Source organism: Methylobacterium nigriterrae (assembly GCF_037106235.1).
Classification (GTDB): Bacteria; Pseudomonadota; Alphaproteobacteria; order Rhizobiales; family Beijerinckiaceae; genus Methylobacterium; species Methylobacterium nigriterrae.
Genome location: NZ_JBAWTG010000046.1, coordinates 20,683 through 41,715 on the forward strand (window position 1 = coordinate 20,683; position 21,033 = coordinate 41,715).

Genomic DNA, 21,033 nt, shown 5'->3' on the forward strand with positions numbered 1-21,033 from the left:
GGTGCCATGAGCGACGCCGTCGGCGGCGCGGCCGCGCAGGGCGTCGGCGCCCGCCTGCCCCGCAAGGAGGACGAGCGCCTGATGCGGGGGCGCGGCCAGTTCGTCGGCGACATCCGGCTGCCCGGGCTGCAGGACGTCGCCTTCGTGCGCAGCCCCCTGGCGCATGCCCGCATCCGGGCCGTCCACGTGCCGGAGGCCGTCCGCGACCGCGTGTTCACGGCGGCCGACCTCGCGGGCGTGGCGCCGATCCGCGCCGTCTCGGGGCTCGCGGGCTTCAAGGTCTCGGAGCAGCCGCCGCTCGCGGTCGGCAAGGTCCGGCAGGTCGGCGAGCTGATCGCGATCTGCCTCGCCCCGACCCGGGCCGAGGCCGAGGACATCGCGGCCTCGGTGGTCCTCGACCTCGAGGAGCTTCCGGCCGTCCACGACATGCTGGCCGCCCGCGAGCCGGGATCCGCCCTCGTCCACGAGCACTGGGGCGACAACGTCTTCCTCGAGACCCTCGTCGACGTGAACATCGAGGCCGCCCTCGACGCGCCGATCCGGGTCAGCCGCACGATCTCCACCGGGCGCCAATGCATGGCCCCGATCGAGGGGCGCGGCGCCGTCGTGCATCTCGACCACCGCCTCGACCAGCTCGTCGTGCACACGGCGAGCCAGATGCCCCACATCGTGCGCAACGGCCTGTCCGAGTGCCTCGGGATCGAGCAGGGCCGGATCCGCATCGTCTCGCCGGATGTCGGCGGCGGCTTCGGCTACAAGGCGATCCTGCTCGCCGAGGAGATCTGCCTCGGCTGGCTGGCGCTGCGCTGCGGCCATCCGGTGCGCTGGCTGGAGGACCGGCGCGAGCACCTGACCGCCAACGCCAATTGCCGCGAGCACCATTACCGCATCACCGCCTATGCCGAGCGCGACGGGACGCTCCGGGGCATCGACTGCGAGGCCACGGTCGATTCCGGCGCCTACTCGGCCTACCCGTTCTCGGCCTGCCTCGAGGCGGCGCAGGTGGCGAGCATCCTGCCCGGCCCCTACGACTTCCCCGCCTATCGCTGCCGGACCTGGTCGGTGGCGACGAACAAGTGCCCGATCCTGCCCTATCGCGGGGTCGCCCGGACCGGGGTCTGCTTCGCCCTCGAGCTCGTCCTCGACGCGGTGGCGGCCGAGGCCGGGCTCGAGCCCGCGCGGGTGCGCGAGCGGAACCTCGTGCGGCCGGACCAGATGCCGTTCGACAACATCACCCGCAAGCATTTCGACAGCGGCGACTACCCCCAGGCGCTGGCCCGCGCGCTCGCGGCCGTCGACGTCGAGGCCGTGCGGGCGCGCCAGCGGGCCGGGGAGCCCGACGGCCGCCGGATCGGCCTCGGCCTGTCGATCTACTGCGAGCAGGCCGCGCACGGGACCTCGGTCTATTCGGGCTGGGGCATCCCGATGGTGCCGGGCCACGAGCAGGCCGGGGCGCGGCTCACCCCGGACGGCGGCCTGGAGCTGCGGATCGGCGCCCACTCGCACGGTCAGGGGCTCGAGACGACGCTCGCGCAGGTCGCGCACGAGATCCTCGGCGTGCCCGTGGCCCGCACCCGCCTCGTCCACGGCGACACCGCGATGACCCCCTACTCGACGGGGTCCTGGGGCTCGCGCGTGATGGTGATGGCGGGCGGGGCCGTGGCGGCCGCCTGCCGCGCGCTCGCCGACCGGGCCCTGCGGATCGGCGCCCATCTCCTCCAGGCGGACGTGGCCGCCTGCCGCTTCGAGGCGGGGCGCGTCGTCGGCCCGGCGGGCGAGGTCGGCCTCGCGGAGATCGCCCACACCTGGTACCGGCGCCCGCAGGACCTCGCGCACGACGTCGATCCGGGCGGCCTCGAGGTGACCGCCGGCTACAAGCCGCAGCGTGATTCCGGCACCTTCTCGTACGCGGCGCACGCGGCCGTGGTCGCGGTCGACCCCGATCTCGGGGCGGTGGAGATCCTCGACTACGTCATCGTCGAGGACGGGGGCACCCTGGTGAACCCCCTCGTGGTCGACGGCCAGATCTACGGCGGGCTCGCGCAGGGGATCGGCACCGCGCTCTACGAGGAGATGGCCTTCGACGGGCGCGGCCAGCCGCTGGCCTCGACCTTCGCCGACTACCTGCTGCCGGGCGCGGCCGAGGTGCCCGAGCCCCGCATCGACCACATGGAGACGCCCTCGCCCTACACGCAGTTCGGCGTGAAGGGCATCGGCGAAGGGGGCGCCATCGCGCCGCCCGCCGCGCTCGCCAACGCCATCAACGACGCGCTGCGGCCGCTCGGGGCCGAGATGCTGCGCTCGCCCGTCACGCCGCGCCGCATCGTCGAGGCGGTGCTGGCCGCCCGGGGTGCCGCGGCCCCGGGCGCCGCGCCGAGGAGGCACGCCGCATGAAGCCCGCGCCCTTCGCCTACGAGCGCCCGCGCGACCTCGCCGCCCTGCTCGACCGGCTCGCGGAGGCGCGCGGGGCCGTCAAGCTGATCGCCGGCGGGCAGTCGCTCGGGCCGATGCTGAACCTGCGCCTCGTCGAGCCGGATCTCGTGCTCGACATCACGGGCATCCCGGAGCTGCGGCAGGCGTCGCGCGAGGGCGACGCCCTGGTGATCGGCGCCTGCGTCACCCATGCCGACATCGAGGACGGGCGCGTGCCGGACGCGACGGGCGGCGCCATGGCGCGCGTCGCGGCCGCGATCGCCTACCGGCCGGTGCGCAACCGGGGCACGATCGGCGGCAGCCTCGTCCATGCCGACCCGGCGGCCGACTGGGTCACGGCCCTGACGGCGCTCGGCGCCGCGGTCGAGATCGCCGGCAAGGCCGGCCGGCGCCGGCTGCCCCTGGAGCGTTTCGTGACCGGCGCCCTCGAGGTCGCCCTCGAGCCCGGCGAGATCCTGACCGCCGTGCGGGTGCCGGCGATGCCCGCCGGCATCGCCTGGGGCTACGTCAAGCACTGTTCCAAGCTCGGCGAGTTCGCCCACGCCATCGGCGCCGTGCGGATCGACGCCGCCGCGGGCAGCGGGCGCGCCGTGATCGGCGCCATCGAGCGCGCGCCGCTGGTCCTCGCCGATGCCCGCCCGCTCTTCGGCGGCCGGATCGGCCGCGATTTCGGCGAGCGCTTCGACCCGGCCGCGGCCGACGCGGCCCTGCGCTCGGCCGGCCTGGCCGATCCCGTCGACCGCCACGTCCACGTCACCGTGCTGGCCCGGGCCGTCGCGCAGGCCGCGGCCCGGCCGGCGCCCGCCGCCGAGCCCCTGACGGAGGCCGCATGAGCGCCCGCGCGAGCTCCCGCTTGGACACCCTGCCGGCAGCCGCGGCGGACGCCCTGATGCCGCTCGCCCTCACGGTGAACGGCCGGCCGGTCCGCACGGCCGTCGAGCCCCGCACCCACCTCGCCGACCTCCTGCGCGACCGGCTCGATCTCACCGGCACCCATCTCGGCTGCGAGCACGGGGTCTGCGGCGCCTGCACCGTGCTCCTCGACGGCGAGCCGGCCCGCGCCTGCCTCGCCTTCGCGGGGGCCTGCGCGGATGCCGAGGTGGTCACGATCGAGGGGCTCGACGAGGACGCGGTCGCAGCCGAGCTGCGCGCCGCCTTCAACCGCGAGCACGCGCTCCAGTGCGGGTACTGCACGCCGGGCATGCTGGTCGCGGCCCGCGACCTCGTCCTGCGGCTGCCCGAGCCGGACGAGCGCCGCATCCGCGCCGGGCTGTCGGGCAACCTCTGCCGCTGCACCGGCTATGTCGGGATCGTCCGGGCGGTGCGCGGCGTCATCGCGGAGCGCCGCGCCCGCGGCATCCCGGCGCTCGACCCGCGCCGCGAGGGCCGCGGCCTCGGACCGGTCGGCGCCCGCATCGGCACGGCGGCCGGCGCCGTCCCTGCCGGCGGGCTCCCCGCCGCGCCGGCGCGCGGCGCGGAGAGCCGGCCCCTCCCCGGCCTGACGGCGGATTTCGAGCCGGCCCACCGCTTCGATCAGCGCCTCGACCTGGCGCATCCGCCGGAGGCGGTCTTCGCCCTGCTCGGCGACGTCGCGGCGGTGGCCGCCTGCCTGCCTGGCGCCGTGCTCGACGGCGCGCCCGCGCCGGACCGGGTCGAGGGCGGCCTCAAGGTGCGGATCGGGCCGATCGCCGCCGTGTTTCGGGGCCGCGCCCGGATCGAGCGGGACGAGGCGTCGCGCTCGGGCCGGATCCACGGCGCGGGCAACGACGCGGGCGGGCGCTCCACCACCGAGGGGGAGATCCGCTACCGCGTCCTGCCGGGCGAGGCGCCCGGCACCGCGCGGGTCGAGCTCGGCGTGGGCTACACCCTCAAGGGCCCGCTCGCGCAGTTCGGCCGACCCGGCCTCGTGCAGGATCTCGCCGGACGTCTCGCGGCGGAGTTCGCCCGCGCGCTCGAGGCGCGCCTCTCCGGCGAGGCTGCCCCGGCCTCCGCGGCCGGCCTCGATCCCCTGCGCCTCCTGCTCGGCGTGCTGCGGGCCCGCTGGACCGCCTGGCGAACCGCTCGGCGAAAAACCCGGCGCGACCGCCGTCCCTGACTTCCGCCGCCCTGCCCTTCAAGCCCGGAGACGATCATGACGAGCACACGCACACTGGTCCCCGCGATGGTCCTGTCGCTCGCTCTGGCCTCGGGCGCGGTGGGCGCCGAGGCGATCCGCATCGGGGTCAACGAGCCGCTCACCGGCCCCTTCGCGGCCTCGGGCACCTACGTGGTCAACGGCGCCCGGATCGCCGCCGACGAGATCAACGCCAAGGGCGGGGTGCTCGGCCGCAGGATCGAGCTCGTCGTCGAGGACAACAAGAGCAACCCCACGGAGGCCGCCGCGGTGGCCGAGAAGCTGATCACCAGCGACAAGACGCCCGTGATGATGGGCGCCTGGGGCTCCAGCCTGACGCTCGCGGTGATGCCTAAGCTCGCCGATTACGAGACGCCGATGCTCGTCGAGACCTCCTCGTCGGGCAAGATCACCACCTCGGGCAACCCGTTCGTCTTCCGGATCTCGCCGCCCTCGGCGCTGGAGGCCGAGTCCTTCGCCCCGATGGTCGACAGGATCGGGCTGAAGAAGGTCGACTTCATCGTCATCAACAACGATTGGGGGCGCGGCGCCGCGGCCGATTTCGGCAAGATGCTCAAGGACAAGGGCGTCGCGGTCGGGCTCGTCGAGACCATGGACCAGGGCGCGCAGGACATGAGCGCCCAGCTCGCGAAGCTGAAGGGCTCGGACGCCGACACCATCATGATCACGAGCGCGGTGGACCAGCTCACGCTGCTGTTCAAGCAGATGGCGGCCCTCGGGCTCAAGAAGCGCGTCATCACCACCGGCGGCTCGCAGAACCCGGACCAGATCATCGCCCAGGCCGGCGGGGCCGCCGACGGCACGATGCACCTCACCACCTTCCTGCCCTGGTACCCGGACAGGACCCCGAACCCGGGGGCGACGACCTACTTCATCGAGGAGTGGAAGAGGCGCGGCTTCCAGTTCGCGGGCGTCACCGAGAGCTTCCGCGGCTACGACGGCATCCGGACGATCGCGCAGGCCATCGAGAAGGCGGGCTCGACCGACCCCGCGGCGATCCGGAAGGCCTTCTGGTCGGTGGACTTTCCCGGCCTGAACGGCGCGATCCGCTTCGCCAAGGCGGGCCCGAGCGGGCGCGAGAGCGGCCAGAGCAGGCCCGACGTCTACCTGATCCGGATCGACGGCGGGAAGGTCGTGCTGCCCGAACTCTGACCGCGAGACCCCGACGCCCGGCCGCCGCCCGCGGCCGGGCCCACCCCCGACAGAGCGAGCGCCGCGCATGGACCAGCTGCTCCAGCATCTCGTCAACACCCTGATCCTCGGCGGCACCTACGCGCTGCTCGGGATCGGCCTGACCCTGATCTTCGGGATCATGAACGTCGTGAACTTCACCCACGGCGCGCTCTACACGGTCGGCGCCTACCTGACCTACCTCGCCGTCTCGGCGCTCGGGCTGAGCTTCTTCCTGGCGCTGCCGGCGGCGATCCTCGGCGGCCTCGCCCTCGGCGCCGCGATCGAGCTCGTCCTGCTGCGGCCGCTGCGCGGCTCGGACATCGACACCACCATGCTGGTGATGATCGGGGCCGGCATCATCCTGCAATCGGGCACGCTCTGGTTGTTCGGCGGCGTCGCGAAGTCGATCCCGACGCCGTTCCCGGAGGCGCCGCTGCAGCTCGGGCCGGTCTCGGTCTCCTGGCTGCGGCTGTTCGTGCTCGCCGCGGCGCTCGCCCTGATCGGCCTCACCTACGCGCTGATCAACCGGACCCGGCTCGGCCTCGCGATGCGCTCGACCTTCCAGGACGAGGACACGGCGGCGCTGATGGGCGTCAACGTGCGGCTGATCTACACCGCCACCTTCGCCATCGGCTCGAGCCTCGCGGCGGCGGCCGGCGCGCTCCTCGGGCCGGTCTACGTCGTCTTCCCGCAGATGGGGGGGCTCGCGGAGCTCAAGGCCTTCGCCATCGTCATCCTGGGCGGCCTCGGCAACATCACGGGGGCGGCGATCGGCGGCTTCATCCTGGCGCTCGCCGAGGAGCTCGGCGCCGGCTACATCTCCTCGGGCTACCGCGACGCGATGGGCTTCCTGATCATCATCGCGGTGCTGCTCGTCAAGCCGACCGGGCTCTTCGCCAGGGCGGAGCGCATCGGATGAGCCGGCTCCCGCCCCTCCTCCTCCTGGCGGCGCTCGCCCTCCTGCCCCTCGCGCTGGGGAGCGACCCCTACCTCCTCAACGCCCTGATCACGACGGGCATCCTCACCATCGGGGCGATGAGCCTGAACCTGCTCCTCGGCTTCACCGGGCAGCTCAGCCTCGGGCACATCGCCTTCTTCGGCATCGGCGCCTACGTCAGCGCCCTCACGAGCCTCGGCTTCGACGCCGAGATCGGCTTCGGATACCGGGTCGTGCACGAGCCCTGGCCGGCGGCCGCCGGGTTCGGGCTGGCCGTGCTCGCCGCGGGCCTGTGCGGCTGGCTGATCGGGCGGCTCTCGTTCCGGGTGCGGGGCGCCTATTTCGTGATCGTGACGATCTCCTTCGCCGAGGTGGTGCGGCTCGTGGCCCTCAACTGGATGGAGCTGACGCAGGGGCCGCTCGCGCTCACCGGCATCCCGGCCTTCACCCTCGGCCTGCCGGGGCTCGGCTCCGCGACCCTGCGCACCAAGCTGCAGAACTACTACCTCGTCCTCGCGGTCGGCACGCTCTGCTACGGCATCATCGCCCGCATGGTCGGCTCGCGCTTCGGCCGGGCCATGCGCGGGCTCAAGGAGAACGAGTCCCTGGCCCTGTCGGTGGGCATCAACGCCACCCGGACGCTGACCGTCGCGGCCGTCGTCTCGGCGGCGATGGCGGGCGCCGCCGGCAGCCTCTACGCCCATTACCTGCGGATCATCGACCCCGACGTGTTCCTGTTCGCCACCACCGTCACCATGGTCATCATGGTGGTGGGCGGCGGCAAGGGCACGCTGCTCGGGCCGGTGGTCGGCGGCCTGATCTTCGGGCTGCTGCCGGTGGCCCTGCGCCCCGTGATGGCCCCGGAGGCGCAGTGGATCGTCTACGGCCTCGTCCTGATCCTGATCCTGTTCCTCATGCCGCGCGGCATCGTGCCGGGCCTCGCCGGGCTGCTCGCCCGCCGCCGCCTGCCGCCCGCCCTGCCCGCCGTGTCCGCGGAGGCCCGGCCATGAGCGTCAGCGGAGACCCGGCCATGAGCGCGATCGAGGAACGGGGGACGGGCCGGAGCGGGACGCCGATCCTCTCGGTGGAGCATGTCGGGGTGCGCTTCGGCGGCCTCGTCGCCATCGCCGACCTGCATTTCGAGGTGGCGCAGGGCGAGATCGTCAGCCTGATCGGCCCGAACGGGGCGGGCAAGACCACGGCCTTCAACGTGATGACGGGCTTCCTGAAGCCCAGCCAGGGGCAGGTCCGATTCCGCGGCACGTCGCTGAACGGTCTGCAGCCGCACGAGATCGTCCGGCTCGGCCTGTCCCGCACGTTCCAGCGCACCAGCGTGTTCCCCGACGACACGGTGTTCGACAACGTGATGATCGGCCTGCATCGCCGGGCCCGGTCGCGCCTCCTCGCGACGATCCTCGGGCGCGACCGCGCCTCGGAGAGGCGGCTGCGCGGGGAGGCGGCCGGGCTCCTCGACTGGGTCGGCCTGACGGGGCGGGCGCACGAGAAGGCGGGCTCCCTGTCCTACGGCGAGCAGCGGCTCGTCGGCGTGGCGCTGGCGCTGGCGAGCGAGCCCGCGATGCTGCTCCTCGACGAGCCCGTCTCCGGCATGAACGCCTCCGAGACGCGGGTCTTCGTGCGGCTGATCCGCTCGATCCGCGAGCGCGGCGTCACGATCCTGCTCGTCGAGCACGACATGCCGATGGTGATGGAGGTCTCCGACCGCATCGCCGTGCTGAATTACGGCCGCCTGATCGCGCAGGGGCCGCCGGCCGCGATCCGCAGCGACCCGGCGGTGATCGAGGCCTATCTCGGCCAGGGCAGCGCGGCCCGCGAGGCCGCGCTCGCGGCCGGCAGGACCGCCGACAGGGTCGCGGAGGCGCAGCATGCTTGAGATCCGCGACCTCGTCTGCGGCTACGGGCACGTCGCCGCCCTGAAGGGCATCTCGATCGAGGTCCGGGCGGGCCAGCTCGTCGCGCTCGTCGGCGCCAACGGCGCCGGCAAGTCGACGACGCTCCGGGCGATCTCGGGCCTCGTGCCGCCGAGATCCGGGAGCATCGCCTTCGACGGGCGCGACATCACCGGCGCCGAGCCGCGCCGCGTCCTCGGGCACGGGATCGCGCATTGCCCGGAGGGGCGCAAGGTCTTCCCCCAGATGAGCGTGGCCGAGAACCTCGCCATGGGGGCCTATCTGCGCCGCGATCACGCCGGCATCGCCGGGGATCTGGCCCGCATCTACAGCGAGTTCCCGCGCCTCGCCGAGCGGCGCCACCAGGCCGCCGGCACCCTCTCGGGCGGCGAGCAGCAGATGCTGGCGATCGGCCGGGCCCTGATGGCGCGCCCGCGGCTCGTGCTGTTCGACGAGCCGTCGCTCGGCCTCGCCCCCAACATCGTCGAGCGGATGTTCTCGGTCATCCGCTCGATCTGCGATGCCGGGACCACGGTGCTGCTCGTCGAGCAGAACGCCTTCGCGGCGCTCGAACTCTGCGACTACGCCTACCTCCTCGAGACGGGCCGCATCGTGCTGGCGGGGACGGGCTCCGCCCTGATCGCCGATCCGCACGTCCGGGACGCCTATCTCGGCGGCTGAGACCGGTGCCCGATCGCGCCGCGCCGGCCGGCTCGCCCCGCTGGCTCCCCGCCGGCCGGCTCGAGGCGCTCGATGCGCGCCCGATCCTCCCGGTCCTGGTGGAGGGGCGCCCGCTCATCCTCGTGCGGGACGGCGGCCGCATCTTCGCGGCGGAGCGGGCCTGCCCGCACGAGGGGGCCGACCTCGCGCGCGGGCGGTGCTCCGAGGGACGGTTGCTGTGCCCGCATCACCTCGCCTGGTTCCGGCTCGAGGACGGCGCGGTCTCGCCCGGATGGTCGTTCCGGCCGCTCCGCACCTACCCGGTCCGGACCTTAGGCGGCGTGATCGAGGTCGATCTCGGCCGCGCGGGCAGCGCCCCGTAGGCCGCTGCCGAGGCCGGCACGCCCGAGCGCTCAGGCGGCCGGCACCCGCCCGTCCGGCGTGTACCGGTCGATCGCCTGCGGAAGGTCGCGGGAGAGCCGGGCGAGCAATTCGTCGCGCGACAGGCCGGTGCGCTGCGTCAGCGCCGCCAGCACGTCGGGTCCGATCGCCTGCTCGAGCTGGCTCGGGCCGATCTCCTGGTTCGGGCCGTGGCCGACCCAGGATTGCGCCGCCGCGCCGTGGCCGTTCTGCTGGAAGCGCTCGAGCATCTCGCCGAGGCCGCTGTGCAGGAAGCCCCCGGCCCCGGCGCCGCCCGCGAGGCCGCCGAGGCTCCCCAGAAGGCCGCCGAGACCGCCGCCGAGCCCGCCGCTCTGCCCGCCGCTCTGGCCGCCGGCCTGGCCGGTGCCTTGACCGCCGCCGAGCCCGCTGCCGAGCCCGCCGGCCTGGCCGGCCGTCGCGGGACCGGCCTGCCCGAGCCCGCCCAGCATCTCCGCGAGCTTGTCCCGGTTCTGGTAGCCCGCCAGGGCCAGGAGACCCAGAAGGGCCGTCATGGACGGAAATCCGTCACTCATCGCATGCCTCCGTTGTGCGGCGAGCCGGCACGCGGCGCCCGCTCCGCGGGACGCCGGGGCGAGGCGCGGGTGGCGGGCATCGGCCGTCGCCCGATGCGGGGTTTCCTCGAGGCCGCTCGCGGCGCTCGGCGCACGGGTAACGCGGGCCCGGGCGAAGCCGTTCGACCCCGAGCCCGGCTTGGTCCGGAACCGGCGCCTCGGCGCCGAGACGAAAACGCCCGCGCCGGTCGGAGCTGCCGGGCGGGCGAAGTTTGATCTCGAACTGCGGTTTGTGCCGCCCGACGATGGAACACCACGCCGCCATCGATTCCATTCGACTCAAGTACAAGGCTGCGCGTCACCCGACCCATCCGGCGGTGAGCGACAGGCGCGCGCGGAAGATCGTGCGGCCCTGCTCGTCGCGGACGCTGGCGACGAAGGTGCGCCGGTCCCCGTCGGGAAGCGCGCTGCGGGCCATGTCGGGCAGGACGCCGATCGCGATCCGGCGCGCCGCCGCGCGATCGGGGAGCTCCTCGCCCCTCTCGTCGCGCACGTTCAGGTCGCCGTCGTCAGTATCGATGTAGTAGCGCGGCATGGGGCTTCCCCGAGGCGGTCTCGAAGAACGGTGCGCTCGCGTACCCGTTCCGCGCGGCCCCGACGCGCGGCGCGGGCTCGCCGAGATGGACGGCGAGGGCGAGGTCTCAGCCTGCCGGCCCGCGTATCGCCGGCCTGCTCCGTCGCGCATAGATTGCACCTCATCCCACGCCACCGGGGCAGCACGCCGCGATGCACTCTCCCTCCGCAAGCCCGGCCGGGCCCGCCCCGGCAACGCCCGGCCGGCGGGAGCGCCGCCGGGGCCCGAGCCTGCGGCAGGCCCGCCTCGGCACGGGGCTCGTCCTGTTCGCCTACGTGCTGACGCACCTCCTCAACCACGCGCTCGGCAACGTCTCGCTCGCCGCGATGGAGGACGGGCTCGCCCTGGTCGCCGCGCTCTGGCTCAACCCGGCGGCCCTCCTCGTCCTCTACACGGCCCTGATCGGCCACCTGCTGCTCGGGCTCCACGCCCTCTACGAGCGCCGGCTGTTCGAGTGGCGGCCGGCGGAGGCCGCGCAGCTCGCCCTCGGCCTCGCGATTCCCGCCCTTCTCCTCAACCACATCGTGGGCACGCGCATCGGCTTCGCCGCCGAGGGCCTCGAGAAGGGCTACGCGCAGGTGCTCTACCTCTTCTGGACCGCATCGCCCTGGAGCGGCGCGCAGCAGGCCGCCGTGCTCGTCGTCGCCTGGCTCCACGGCTGCTTCGGCCTCTATTTCTGGCTCAGGCTGAAGCCCGGCTTCGGGCCGGCGAGCCCCTGGCTCCTCGCGGTCGCCATCCTGGTCCCGGTCCTGGCGCTCCTCGGCTTCGCGCAAGGGGGGCGCGCCGTCGCCGCGCTGGCGCGCGATCCGGCGTGGCGGGCGGAGGCGCTCGCGCCGGTCCATCTCGGCCTGCCCGCCCAGGCGGAGCGGCTCGCCGCCATCCGCGACGGGTTGCTCGCCGCCTACGCCGCGGCGGTCGCGCTCGTGCTGGCGGCCCGCGGCGCCCGGACGCTGACGGAGACCCGGCGCGGGAGCGTGCGCCTGACCTACCCGGACGGGCGCGTCGTCAAGGTCCCGCGCGGCACCAGCGTGCTGGAGGCGAGCCGGCGCAACAACATCCCGCATGCCAGCGTCTGCGGCGGGCGGGGGCGCTGCTCGACCTGCCGGGTCCGGGTCCTCGACGGGATGGAGGGGCGCGGCGTGCCGGCGGCCGGCGCCGCCGAGCGGGCGGTGCTCGACCGGATCCGCGCGAGCCCCGGCGTCCGGCTCGCCTGCCAGTTCCGGCCGGACCGCGACCTCGCGGTGGCGCCGCTCTTCCCGCCGCATCCGCGCCCGACGCAGGCGCGGATGCGCGAGCGGGCGCAGTCGGGCGAGGAGCACTTCATCGCGGTGATGTTCGTCGACCTGCGCGGGTCGACCCGGCTCGCGCAGGAGCGCCTGCCCTACGACACGGTGTTCGTCATCAACCGCTTCCTCGGGGCGGTGGGCCATGCCGTGCGGGAGGCGGGGGGCCAGGCCAACCAGTTCCTCGGCGACGGCATGATGGTGCTGTTCGGCCTGAACACCGACCCGGAGACCGCCGCGCGCAGCGCCCTGCGGGCGGTCGAGGCGATCGCCGAGCACGTCGCGGCCCTGAACGGTATGCTGTCGGCCGATCTCGGGCAGAGCCTGCGCTACGGCATCGGGCTGCATGCCGGCACGGCGATCGTCGGCGAGATGGGCGACGAGATCGACGCGCGCTTCACCGCGCTCGGCGACACCGTCAACGTCGCCTCCCGCCTGCAGGGCCTGACGAAGCCGCTCGACTGCGTCGCCATCGTGTCGGAGGCCGTCTACGCGGCGGCCCGGATGCCGGCGCCGCCGCTGAGCGAGCTCACCGTCGCGGGACGGACCGGGACGCTCAGGGCGCGGCTCGTCGCCAACCCGGGCGCGACGGCCGCCGACGATCGCAGCGCTCACGCCGGCCCGGGCCCTGGCGCACCCCTCGACGGGTATCGGTCAAGTTAAGCGAAGCATTATTCAGGATTTCGGGTCCACGCCGCGTGAGTACCAAGCTAAACGGTCAAGCTGCTTGCGACGCGTGCCAAGGGTTCGGCCGCCGCAATGCACGATGAGGATGACCGCGGCCTATCCAATCGACCGCGTACGTTCTCGAACACCAGGGTTTCTGAAGATAAGGACGCCTTTGTTCTTGCAGAGGCGCAGAGTCTGCCCCCAAATTGGCTCGTTTTTGTATAGAATATCTGTCGACAGCACGCCTTTTTATCGAAAATAATCAATATGACAAGCGAAGTTTACTAAAAGATGATATTGATAAATCCGCCCAGATTGTCGCGTAATAACCAGATAAAATTTATTTATTCAATACATAAATATTACTCTGATATTGCATGAATTGTTTCAGCTTAACATTTGCGGGAGATTTCCCAACGAATCATCCCGTATCGTCCCGTTCGACGCCGCCATACTTCCCATCGACACTGGATCAACCTTGCAGGTCTGTTCGCGTCCGGGCGAGTCCTGCCCCGCGGGCATACTAGGAGGGCTTCCATGACCGCTCAGCGAGGGCGCCGCACGCGACGGCTGCGCCGCGACGGGCATCGTCGCTCGCGACGATGACGCGATCCTGATCCGTCCCATCCCCTGACGCGCATCGCGCGGCTCACGCCGCGCCGCTGCTCGACGGCCGCCGCCCCGGCCGCCGGGATCCTGCTGGCTGCGCGACACCCTCCGACACGCCGTAAAAGGACGAAGCGACATGGAATCCTACTCGATCAACGGTTCCGGCAACAATCTGGCCCGGCCCGGGGTCAACGCGGCCGGCAGCGACTTCGCGCGGCTCGGCGAGGCGCACTACGCGGACGGGATCTCGTCCCTTGTCGACGGGCCGAACCCGCGCACGATCAGCAACGTCGTCGTCGGCCAGGGGGACGCCAACATCCCGAATCCCGACGGCTTCTCGGGCATGCTCTACGCCTGGGGCCAGTTCGTCGACCATGATCTCGACCTCAGCCGCAACGACGGGGTGACCCCGATCAGCGTCGTCGTTCCGCCCGGCGACCCCTACTTCCCGCCGGGCAGCCTGATCCCGATCACCCGCGCGGTCATCGATCCGAAGACGGGGGCGGGGACGGACACGCCCGCGACCGCCGTGAACGCGATCACGGGCTGGCTCGACGCCTCGATGGTCTACGGCTCGGACGCTGCCACGGCGGCGAGCCTGCGGCGTCCGGACGGCCACATGGCGACGTCGTCGGGCGACAACCTGCCGATCGTGAACGGCTCCTTCGTCGCCGGCGACGTCCGCGCCACCGAGAACCCCTCGCTCACAGCGCTGCAGACGCTCTTCGTGCGCGAGCACAATCTCCAGGTCGACCGGCTGCATGCGGCCCATCCGGACCTCGGCGGGGACGCTCTCTATGACCAGGCGCGGGCGATCGTGACGGCGGAGATCCAGCACATCACCTACGACGAATTCCTGCCGCACCTCCTCGGGCCCGACGCGATCCACCCCTATTCCGGCTACGATCCCGGGATCGACCCGCGGATCAGCGTCGAGTTTGCGGGAGCGGCCTATCGCTTCGGCCACTCGATCGTCTCGGCCGAGACCGAGCGGATCGACGAGTACGGCAATGTCGTCGGGCCGGAACTGGCATTGCGGGATACGTTCGGGATGACGCCGGCGGCCTTCGCGGCGGCCTCGGGGGCGGACGGCTTCCTGCGCCACCTCGGCGACGATGCCTCGCAGGCCATGGATGCCCGCATCGTCGAGGATCTTCGCAACTTCCTGATCGATCCGCCGGTCGGCCAGGACCTGGCCAGCATCAACATCCAGCGCGGCCGCGACCTCGGCCTCGGAACCCTCAACGAGACCCGCGTGGATCTCGGTCTCGCGCCCTACCACGACGTCTCCGAGATCACCGACGACCAGGCCACGGTCGCGGCTCTGCGCGAGGCCTTCGGATCGGTGGATGCGGTCGACCTCTGGACGGGGGGCCTGGCCGAGCGCCACGCGCCGGGCGCGGCGATCGGGTCGACCTTCGCGACCATCATCGGTTCGCAGTTCGAGCGCCTGCGCGACGGCGACCGCCTCTGGTACGAGAACGGTCAGTTCGATCGGCAGACGCTGAAGGAGATCGAGCACACGACGCTCTCGGACATCATCGAGCGCAACACCGACACGCGCTACCTCCAGGACGACGCCTTCACCTTCTACGAGCGCCGCGCCAGCGACGTCGCGCCCGAGGATCCGGAGGCGCACCAACTCGTCATCGGCACGGCGGACGGGGCACAGCTGGTCGGCGGCCCGAAGGGCGACATGCTGGTCGCCGGCACGGGCGAGCAGACCCTGACGGGCAAGGGCGGGGCCGACCAGTTCGTCTTCTCGGCCGACACCCGCGCCGTCGTCACGGACTTCCACCCTGGACAGGATCATCTGGTTTTCGAGGAAGCGGCCGGAGCCCGGGCCGACGGCCGGCCCGCGATCTCGGCTCGTCCTCATGAGCCGCAGAGCCTCGCGGCCCTGCCGGTCGTCGTCGATGATCACGGACATGCCGTCGTGACGTACGGAAGTGTCCGGGTTGAGCTGGACGGGGTGACGGCGAGCCAGCTCACCCGCGGTGATTATGATCTCGTCTGAACGCCGATGATGCGACGCGCGGTCTTGCGCGCCCGCATCGGCATTCCTCTGCACGGCGGGTTCGACATCGGCACCGCCCGCCCCGCCCCGGCCGAGGCACCCTTCCGTGCTCGCCATGCGTCACGCACGGGTATGCCCCGGCAGGGCCGCGCAGGCCCTGTGCTGGATGCGGGCTCATCGCGGGAGCGCCCAGGGCCGACGATCTCGCGTCATGGGATCGAGCGGGCCTCAAGGAACGTGGTCGGGCCGCGCGACCACCACCGAAGCTCGCACGAGATCGCGCAATTCGGATAATCCGGGCGTCTCCCTTCGCGGAAGGGGCGTTACGGAGCGGGATCACCGGCCGCCACCGCCACAGAGCGCACGCGGCCGATGCCTGCCACCCCTATTTGGCTTCCGGGGCGCAAGGCCACGCTGCACTGCCGCGAACGATCCCGATATCCGTAGAGACCACGCGCATGCTGTCGAAGGGGATATCCAGCACCGTGGCGTCGCCGATTGGGCGTTATGGAGCCACCGGGCTCGCGCCAGGAGAATCATGGGCTTGTCGCTCAGTTCTCGGAGCGCCGGTCATCGCTCCCGTGGTCTGGCCAGTAGAATGGCGGTTCGAGCGGCAGCCTGCTTGACCGGCAAGGCCACGCCGGGATCGCGCAGCAGGCAGCGGGCAAGGGCGTCCGCTTCGACGGCCGCCACCACGTTGACCGCATATGCTCTTCCGAGAGGAAGCATCCCGGTCCCTGGGTGGGTCAGGTAGGTGTCGGCCGCCGCGTGCACGGCCGCGATAGGGATCGCACCTCGCTTGAAGAGATCATTGACCGTCAGGTTGGTCGACATGGCAGCAGGCTCGCAACTTCGTGTGGCGAGAGCATGGATGACGCCCCCGAGTTCGAACCGCACGTTCCACGCGCGTTTTTAATCCGCCGTGCTCTCAGAATTTTTAATGCAGGTCATTGCCACGGCGCCGCTTGGCGCAAAGTATGCCAAAGCCGCCCGGGAAAAGGCCGAGGCGGTGAACAAGAACCCTTTAGGGAGGGTACGAAGTCATGGCGACGTCGACCGACGGCTACGCGCTACTGAAGACCATCAACTTGCCCGGCACGGTAGGCGGGCACGGCGACATCGTCGCCTTCGATGCCGACACCAAGACGGTGTGGCTCGCGCAATCACCCGACAACAACGTGGTGGTGATCGACACGACCACGAACACCGTCAAGGCCACCATTCCCAATATCGGCAACGCCAACGGCATCGCGCTCACGCCGCAATACGCCTTCGTGGCCGATGTCACCAACAACACCACCGACGTCATCGACAAGCACACCTTCCAGGTGGTCGCGCAGATCCATCAGACGGGCACCACTCCGGATGGCGTCATCTACATCCCGAGCACCAATCAGGTCGCCGTCGCGTCCGACGACGCCAACGTCCTCGACTTCATCAACGCGAGCGGCCCCTTCACCCAGACGGCGAGCATCCAGCTCCAGCCCAACCCGGCCGTGTCCGGGCCGGACGTGCCCCTCTACGTCCCGCAGAAGGATCTGATCTACCAGCCCGACGACCAGCAGATGGACGTGATCAACCCGCATACGGGTGCGATCGTGAACACGTTCAATCTGGTCTCGACGGGGACCGTCAAGCCGGCGGTCTACGATCCGGTCACCAACCACCTCCTGGTCGGCACCACCAACAACCAGCTCCTCGTGGTCAATCCCGACACGGGCGCCATCCTGCAGACCATCGCGATCCCGGGCAGCGTCGACCAGGGGACGATCGACGTCAGCGCGCGGCTTGCCTTCTTCGGCGACAAGGCGGGCACGGCCGATATCGTCAATCTCGACACCAACCAGCTGGTCGGCGGACTGCCAGCCGAGAAGAACATGCACACGCTGGACGTGGATCCGACCACGCACGACGTCTACGTCTACGAGAACAACCGCAACACGGTGGACGTGTACGGGCCGCAGAGCCAGCTGCACACCGAGTACCGGTTCTTCAACCCGACCACGGGCGACCACCTCATCACGGCTGACGTGAACGAGGTCAATCAGCTCATCAAGAACCAGCCGAGCTATCACTACGAGGGCGTGGTCGGCGCTTCGCCGGACAAGAGCGCGGACACCCAGGACGTGTTCCGCTTCGTCGACACGGCGACGAACTCGCACTTCTACACCACGAGCACGACCGAGCGGGACCAGATCCTGAAGACGCAGCCGAGCTATCACTTCGAGGGCGTGGCCTTCGAGGCCTACACGAACCCGAGCTCGGTCGGCTCGAGCGGGGCGACGTTCGAGCGGTTCTTCAACACGAACACGCACGAGCACACCTACACGGCCGACCCCAACGAGATCAGCGCGATCAACAGCGGCAAGGAGGGCGCCGGCTGGGTGGATGAGGGCAAGGCCTTCACGATCCACGTCGCGACTGACGGATTGCTGCACGTCTGAGCCGGGCGACACGATCTGCGGCAGGCCCACGATCCGGGGCCTGTCGCACAAGCGACCGGCCTTTTTAGTCCTCACGCGGAGAGCCCCGAAGCTCCTGCACGACCGCAGACCACGGCCTGCCACCTATAATCCCAGGACCTAAGGTGACCTCTGTTCCAATGTGGAACGGCAGGGCCGGTCTTCGAGCCGCACTCAGAGACGTTCCAGGGCCCGGATGACGGTCTGGGCGTGCCAGCGCCGGCCGGCCGGCGTCGCGATCTCGCGCCGGTTCAGCTCCTCCGCCATGCCGCGCGCCGACAGCCCGGCCGCCTTCAGCTCGGACACGACCGGCGCGTTGTCGCGGATTGGGCGTTATGGAGCCATTTAGGACGCCTGCAATCCACTTGTACAAGTGTCAATACATTATGAAAATCGTAAAAAATATACAAATTGTACGAATATTATCTCCGATCGGCAACATTTGTTAGAGCAGCAAACCTAAACTCAAAGACTACTGCTACGGATACATCGATCTGATCTGATTCCTGCACGTTTGCCGCGGAGTGGAACCACAGGAGATTGCTGATGGCCCTCGAACAGATCCATTGGTCCCATCGTGGCGCGTTCTCCCTGCATAAGGTGGACGATGGTTCTGATCCCGGTGCGCAGACGCCAAGCGGGGTTTGGGAGATGTCGGCTCCTCGCCCCACTGGTAGCGATGATGCGATTTGGGGCACCGGCACCTCAGCCGCGACGCTGCCTGCAGTTCATCACGCTACATCGGACGGGCAGCACGACACGACCGCGTGCGAGCCTGCCTTCGGGAACGTCGTGCTGGACTGGAATCAGGTCGCGCTCGACGCCATCCGGCACGCCTCGGTGACTATGCCGCCCGAGGACCCAGGCTACGTTTCGCGAGCCTTGGCGATGGAGAGCATCGCCATGTTCGACGTGCTCCAGGCCATCAACCACCATCCCGGCTTCCTGGTCAGCCTCGGCGCCCCGTCCGGCATCGCCAGCGACGCCGCCGTCAGCGCGGCAGCCCACGAGATCCTGGTCGAGCTGTTCCCGGACTACAAGCCGCAACTGGATCACGCCTACGAGGCGCGGCTCGCGCAGATCCACGACGGGCCAGCGGAGAGCCAGGGCGTCGCATTCGGGGAGCAGGTCGCCGATGCGGTGATCGCCGCCCGGGCTCACGACGGCTCGGACGAACTCGCCCATCTCGGGCTGGTGGCCGGATACGAGCCCGGCGAGTACCGGCCGACGCCGCCGGACTACACCGAGGCGATCCAACCGGACTGGGGGGATGTGACACCGTTCGTGTTGCAGAGCGCGAGCCAGTTCCGGCCGGGCCCGCCGCCCGCCTTGACGAGCGCCGAGTACGCGGCCGCCTTCAACGAGGTGAAGGCGCTCGGCGGCCTGGACTCGACCGAGCGGACGCCGGAACAGACCCAGAGCGCGATCTGGTGGTCGAACGACCAGGACAGCTACACGCGGGTCGGGCAGTGGAGCGACATCGCCGACCACCTTCTCGCCGACCAGGGCCGCTCCCCGCTGGAAAGTGCCTATCTCCTGACCGAGTTGAACGTCGGGCTCGCGGACGCCCTGATCGCCTGCTGGGACACCAAGTACACCTACGATGCCTGGCGACCGATCACGGCGATCCAGGAGGCGAACACGGACGGCAATCCGGCGACCACCGCCGATCCGGACTGGACCCCGCTCCTCCCGACCACGCCGGACCACCCGGAATACACCTCCGGCCACGCCGTGATTGGCGCTCTGGCCGCCAAGGTGATGACCGGCTTCTTCGGTCCGATCCCGTTCTCGGCCACGAGCGAGACGCTGCCGGATGTGGTTCTGCACTTCGACAATTTCACGCAGGCGGCGGCGGATGAGGCCCTGAGCCGCGTCTATGGCGGGGTGCACTTCGCCTTCTCGGCGCAGGCTGGCCTGGTCATGGGCGGGCAGGTCGGAGACGTGGTGGTCGACGCCTTCCAGAAGTTCGACATCCCGGCCAGCGACGGGCATCTGGTGTGAACGTCAGGTCAGCCGCTTCAGCGTAGGCAACCTCGGGCATCAGCGTTCCAACAGGGCTTGATCCAATGGATCGTTCCGCATGCGTCGGATCTGGGGATTTAGAACGGGCTTTCTCCGGCGCCTCAGAACCTACTGGAACGCTCGTGCTCCGGCCGAGCTATGCGCTTTCGTCGGTACCGTTTAGGGGTATGCTCCAGATGATCCGCCCTCGCGCCGGTTCAATAAGGCCGGTTTGGCCGTTCAAACTGAACCACCAGCATGTGAACCATCCGAAGCGAACCGATGGCCCCGTTTGGCTTGCGCTATCCGTACCGGTAGGCCGCTTTTGAGCATTTGGGCGGTCTCGCCGACTCGGCAGGTGGCGGAAACAGCCGAGAGCCGGCAGCCTCTCGAACCGGAGGCGTGGCCGGCGCCTAACGTAATCCCCTGGCTAGTGTATGGCGGCCCCAGCAGGCGGCAGCTTTCGCTGTAGGAAGCTGTCCTGCAGGACCTCGCGCGCTCTCTGCGTCACGAGGTCGGCTTCCTCGAAGCTGCCAAAGGCTTCGGCATCGAGAACCGCTCCATCAGGCCCGAAGCAGACCGAGAGCCAGGGCAAGCCCGGGCTTGCGGGTGGGTAGACGACGAAGCCGTAGTCATCGACTGTCTCGGCCATGTGGGCCATCTTTCCGGTGGGGCCTCCCGAGGTCTCAACCGGCGTCGCGGTTCATTGTTCGATCGTCGCGTTCTTGTGCGCGGCCCTGACGGGAGCCAAAGGCACAGCTCACACCGCGCAACTAGCCCGGGATCACGTCAGGAGCGGTTCGGCCCTCCAGGAACGTCACCCCGACCTCGCTTGCGTGCCGCCACATGACCCGAGCTCTGCAGGGTCGGGCACTCCGACCGACAAAGAGATCGAAGTGGCTGGGTACCGTGACGCCAGCTGGGAACTGGACACGCGCTCCAGCGGCGGAAAGAGCCTGCACGACGCAGTTGATGATGACCGAGGAGCCTCGCTCGAAGGCTGCACGACCGACAAGGCAAGTCTGAGCACGTAGGGCTTCGCGACGCTCACGCATAAGCGGGACTTTAGACTGGATGCATTACGGCCTGTTAGCTCTTGAGCCAGTCCAGAGCGGCTGCGAGCGAGAGAACGCCCATGAAGCTTGAAGCTGTCTTCTCGTAGCGGGTTGCGATGGCACG

19 protein-coding genes and 1 pseudogene are annotated in these 21,033 nt (G+C 70.6%); 13 read left to right on the top strand and 7 right to left on the bottom strand.

Annotated features, from left to right (window positions below):
• Positions 1 to 6: 6 nt before the first annotated feature.
• The 9 genes from WDW90_RS21100 to WDW90_RS21140 all read left to right on the top strand — a co-directional run bounded on the left by WDW90_RS21100 (position 7) and on the right by WDW90_RS21140 (position 9,627).
• Positions 7 to 2,394 carry a xanthine dehydrogenase family protein molybdopterin-binding subunit gene (locus WDW90_RS21100; RefSeq protein WP_336489448.1) on the top strand — a complete coding sequence of 796 codons (2,388 nt, stop codon included), beginning with the start codon at positions 7 to 9 and terminating at the stop codon, positions 2,392 to 2,394.
• Positions 2,391 to 3,266 (top strand): FAD binding domain-containing protein, encoded by an 876-nt coding sequence (locus WDW90_RS21105; protein WP_336489431.1) that lies wholly within the window; start codon positions 2,391 to 2,393, stop codon positions 3,264 to 3,266. The genes WDW90_RS21100 and WDW90_RS21105 overlap by 4 nt, the downstream gene beginning before the upstream one ends.
• Complete coding sequence (locus tag WDW90_RS21110; RefSeq protein WP_336489432.1) at positions 3,263 to 4,528, top strand: xanthine dehydrogenase family Fe-S subunit; 1,266 nt, start codon at positions 3,263 to 3,265, stop codon at positions 4,526 to 4,528. The genes WDW90_RS21105 and WDW90_RS21110 overlap by 4 nt, the downstream gene beginning before the upstream one ends.
• Before the next feature lie 36 nt (positions 4,529 to 4,564).
• Positions 4,565 to 5,719, top strand: a complete 1,155-nt coding sequence (locus WDW90_RS21115) for an ABC transporter substrate-binding protein (protein ID WP_336489433.1) — start codon at positions 4,565 to 4,567, stop codon at positions 5,717 to 5,719.
• A 67-nt stretch (positions 5,720 to 5,786) separates the two neighbouring features.
• On the top strand, positions 5,787 to 6,659 hold the full coding sequence (locus tag WDW90_RS21120) for a branched-chain amino acid ABC transporter permease (protein WP_336489434.1): 873 nt from the start codon (positions 5,787 to 5,789) through the stop codon (positions 6,657 to 6,659).
• Positions 6,656 to 7,687, top strand: coding sequence for a branched-chain amino acid ABC transporter permease (locus tag WDW90_RS21125; RefSeq protein WP_336489435.1), 1,032 nt, complete (start codon positions 6,656 to 6,658; stop codon positions 7,685 to 7,687). The genes WDW90_RS21120 and WDW90_RS21125 overlap by 4 nt, the downstream gene beginning before the upstream one ends.
• Before the next feature lie 20 nt (positions 7,688 to 7,707).
• Complete coding sequence (locus tag WDW90_RS21130; RefSeq protein ID WP_336489449.1) at positions 7,708 to 8,568, top strand: ABC transporter ATP-binding protein; 861 nt, start codon at positions 7,708 to 7,710, stop codon at positions 8,566 to 8,568.
• Positions 8,561 to 9,265, top strand: a complete 705-nt coding sequence (locus WDW90_RS21135) for an ABC transporter ATP-binding protein (protein ID WP_336489436.1) — start codon at positions 8,561 to 8,563, stop codon at positions 9,263 to 9,265. The genes WDW90_RS21130 and WDW90_RS21135 overlap by 8 nt, the downstream gene beginning before the upstream one ends.
• Positions 9,266 to 9,270: 5 nt before the next feature.
• Positions 9,271 to 9,627, top strand: a complete 357-nt coding sequence (locus tag WDW90_RS21140; protein ID WP_336489437.1) for a Rieske (2Fe-2S) protein — start codon at positions 9,271 to 9,273, stop codon at positions 9,625 to 9,627.
• A 30-nt stretch (positions 9,628 to 9,657) separates the two neighbouring features.
• Here WDW90_RS21140 and WDW90_RS21145 read toward each other — a convergent pair whose 3' ends face one another.
• The gene (locus tag WDW90_RS21145; RefSeq protein ID WP_336489438.1) at positions 9,658 to 10,197 is read right to left on the bottom strand and encodes a YidB family protein; all 540 of its coding nucleotides are present in this window, start codon (positions 10,195 to 10,197) and stop codon (positions 9,658 to 9,660) included.
• A 337-nt stretch (positions 10,198 to 10,534) separates the two neighbouring features.
• Positions 10,535 to 10,771 (bottom strand): DUF6894 family protein, encoded by a 237-nt coding sequence (locus WDW90_RS21150; protein ID WP_336489439.1) that lies wholly within the window; start codon positions 10,769 to 10,771, stop codon positions 10,535 to 10,537.
• A 191-nt stretch (positions 10,772 to 10,962) separates the two neighbouring features.
• On the opposite strand from WDW90_RS21150, the gene WDW90_RS21155 reads away from it, so the two are divergent.
• Both WDW90_RS21155 and WDW90_RS21160 read left to right on the top strand, forming a co-directional pair.
• Positions 10,963 to 12,756 (top strand): adenylate/guanylate cyclase domain-containing protein, encoded by a 1,794-nt coding sequence (locus WDW90_RS21155; RefSeq protein WP_336489440.1) that lies wholly within the window; start codon positions 10,963 to 10,965, stop codon positions 12,754 to 12,756.
• A gap of 751 nt (positions 12,757 to 13,507) precedes the next feature.
• Positions 13,508 to 15,388: a peroxidase family protein gene (locus tag WDW90_RS21160; protein WP_336489441.1), complete on the top strand. Its 1,881-nt coding sequence runs from the start codon at positions 13,508 to 13,510 to the stop codon at positions 15,386 to 15,388.
• A 570-nt stretch (positions 15,389 to 15,958) separates the two neighbouring features.
• Here the strand turns inward: WDW90_RS21160 and WDW90_RS21165 are convergent.
• Positions 15,959 to 16,222, bottom strand: coding sequence for a hypothetical protein (locus WDW90_RS21165; protein WP_336489442.1), 264 nt, complete (start codon positions 16,220 to 16,222; stop codon positions 15,959 to 15,961).
• Between the two features lie 209 nt (positions 16,223 to 16,431).
• On the opposite strand from WDW90_RS21165, the gene WDW90_RS21170 reads away from it, so the two are divergent.
• Complete coding sequence (locus tag WDW90_RS21170; protein ID WP_336489443.1) at positions 16,432 to 17,832, top strand: hypothetical protein; 1,401 nt, start codon at positions 16,432 to 16,434, stop codon at positions 17,830 to 17,832.
• Positions 17,833 to 18,024: 192 nt separating this feature from the next.
• On the opposite strand, the gene WDW90_RS21175 is transcribed toward WDW90_RS21170, so the two are convergent.
• Entirely contained in the window at positions 18,025 to 18,156 is a 132-nt protein-coding gene (locus WDW90_RS21175; protein ID WP_336489444.1) for a recombinase family protein, read from the bottom strand.
• A 486-nt stretch (positions 18,157 to 18,642) separates the two neighbouring features.
• On the opposite strand from WDW90_RS21175, the gene WDW90_RS21180 reads away from it, so the two are divergent.
• The gene (locus tag WDW90_RS21180) at positions 18,643 to 19,854 is read left to right on the top strand and encodes a vanadium-dependent haloperoxidase (RefSeq protein WP_336489445.1); all 1,212 of its coding nucleotides are present in this window, start codon (positions 18,643 to 18,645) and stop codon (positions 19,852 to 19,854) included.
• Between the two features lie 430 nt (positions 19,855 to 20,284).
• Here WDW90_RS21180 and WDW90_RS21185 read toward each other — a convergent pair whose 3' ends face one another.
• The 3 genes and pseudogenes from WDW90_RS21185 to WDW90_RS21190 all read right to left on the bottom strand — a co-directional run.
• Positions 20,285 to 20,506 carry a hypothetical protein gene (locus WDW90_RS21185; protein WP_336489446.1) on the bottom strand — a complete coding sequence of 74 codons (222 nt, stop codon included), beginning with the start codon at positions 20,504 to 20,506 and terminating at the stop codon, positions 20,285 to 20,287.
• A gap of 121 nt (positions 20,507 to 20,627) precedes the next feature.
• Positions 20,628 to 20,909 carry a PilZ domain-containing protein gene (locus WDW90_RS40780; protein ID WP_431311092.1) on the bottom strand — a complete coding sequence of 94 codons (282 nt, stop codon included), beginning with the start codon at positions 20,907 to 20,909 and terminating at the stop codon, positions 20,628 to 20,630.
• A gap of 34 nt (positions 20,910 to 20,943) precedes the next feature.
• Positions 20,944 to 21,033: pseudogene (locus WDW90_RS21190) on the bottom strand (IS5-like element ISMex42 family transposase); the annotation flags it as partial.